A 1,617-nucleotide genomic window follows, 5' to 3' on the forward strand; every position below is an offset into this window, starting at 1 on the left:
TAAGACCCACAGCGCCGATGGTACTGCACCCGGGAGGGTGTGGGAGAGTAGGACACCGCCGGACAACCATTAAGGCAAGAGCCCCGACCCAAGGTCGGGGCTCTTCCCCTTTAACCACCACACACACCAGCCGGCATTTATGCCGGCGCGGCGCCAGGATCCAGGTTGCCCGTGGTGGTCCGGATGCCATCCCCCGACGGACAGGCCTAAGCTGATTGCGGCTTGCCTCTTCACTGCAGATGTCGGAATGGAGCAGATGGACCTCAACACGCAATCACCGCTGTCATGGACCTTCCGTGCGGGGACGGCCGAAGACCACCCAGGGTGTGCAGACCTATGGATGCAGGCTCTTGCCCTTCGTGATGGCACACCCCCGGATCCCGACATCAAACGCAAGGCGTTGGCGAAACTGACCTCCCCGCGGGGCGTCCTTTCGATCGTCGAAAGCCGTTCAGCGATCAACGGGTTTGCGCTGGCCATGGATGACACGCAGGCAGGTTCCTCCCGCACGGCCCACATCGCGCTGCTTGTCGTGAACCCGTCCATCCAAGCCCGTGGAGTGGGGCGCGCCCTACTGGCGAGCATCACCCGGAGGCTCATAACGGAGGGTTTCACCTCGGCGTCCCTCAGGGTTGTGAAGGACAACTTGCCTGCACGCAAGCTGTACGAAGCGGCCGGGTGGAAGGCTGCCGGCCATGGAGTCTTCGAAGACTCGGGACGTCCCTGCGTCCATTACAAGCTGGGCTTGACGGACGACGGCTCTTAGCGGAGGACCCTACCAGCAGGGCAGCTCAGCACTCCCGTGCCGTGACATCCCGCTGGCTGTCGAGTTGCCGATGAATTGCTGAACTACTTCGCAGACTTCGCAGCTGCTTTTGCTGCTTGCTTGCTGGCGCGGACTTTGACCAAGGACTCCGGGTCCACGATGTCGGCAACCGATAGGTAGGATCCTTCCTCGCCGTAGTGGCCAGCGGCTTCCCGCCACCCTTCGGCCTGGAGACCGCACTGCTTCCCCAGCAGGGCCAGGAAGATCTTGGCCTTCTGTTCCCCGAAGCCCGGCAATGCCTTGAGCCGACGCAGTACCTCGGCCCCATCAGGGTCACCCTGGGTCCAGATCGTGGCAGCATCACCGTTCCAGTCACGATGCACCGTTTCCGCCAGGGCCTGGACCCTGCCGGCCATGGAACCTGGGAAGCGATGGACGGCCGGCTTCTCCTTGAAGACCTCGACGAAACCGGCCGGGTCGTGCTCCGCAATGGCGACGGGGTCCAAAGACCCAAGGCGGGTACGGATCTTCTCGGGACCAGCAAAGGCCGACTCCATAGTGACTTGTTGATCGAGCAACATACCCGTTAGCAGCGCAAAGGCGTCGTCAGTGAGCAGTTGGTCCGCGGCGGCATCTCCTGTGATGTGCAATTCCATGAGTTCCATCCTCCCACCAGGCGGCGCCAACGTCATTGGTCCCAAGGACAACGAGCCGTATCCCCCACCGCTGCGTTGCGGGTGTTGGTGAGGCGTTAGGGGTTGGTGTTCGACGGCGGTTTGGTGGGGGTTTTGGGGGTGTGGGGGTGTGGTGTGGGGGTGGATTTGCGTTGGGGGTTGGGGGCGTGTATTGTT

Annotated in this window: 2 protein-coding genes; one reads left to right on the forward strand and one right to left on the reverse strand. The window is 62.6% G+C overall.

The genetic code is table 11. The features are described 5' to 3' along the window. Window positions 1-256 precede the first annotated feature (256 nt). Window positions 257-766: a GNAT family N-acetyltransferase gene (locus tag HP499_RS24025; protein ID WP_172326538.1), complete on the forward strand. Its 510-nt coding sequence runs from the start codon at window positions 257-259 to the stop codon at window positions 764-766. Window positions 767-849: 83 nt separating this feature from the next. On the opposite strand, the gene HP499_RS24030 is transcribed toward HP499_RS24025, so the two are convergent. Further along, window positions 850-1,431, reverse strand: coding sequence for an HhH-GPD-type base excision DNA repair protein (locus HP499_RS24030; RefSeq protein ID WP_172326539.1), 582 nt, complete (start codon window positions 1,429-1,431; stop codon window positions 850-852). Window positions 1,432-1,617 lie beyond the last annotated feature (186 nt).

The sequence above is a fragment of the Paenarthrobacter sp. CM16 genome (assembly GCF_013179505.1).
Taxonomy (GTDB): Bacteria; Actinomycetota; Actinomycetes; order Actinomycetales; family Micrococcaceae; genus Arthrobacter.

Excerpts from the sequence above, each read along its gene's own strand:
- HP499_RS24025 (WP_172326538.1), top strand. The coding sequence starts at position 257 with ATGGACCTCAACACGCAATCACCGCTGTCATGGACCTTCCGTGCGGGG.
- HP499_RS24030 (WP_172326539.1), bottom strand. The coding sequence starts at position 1,431 with ATGGAACTCATGGAATTGCACATCACAGGAGATGCCGCCGCGGACCAA.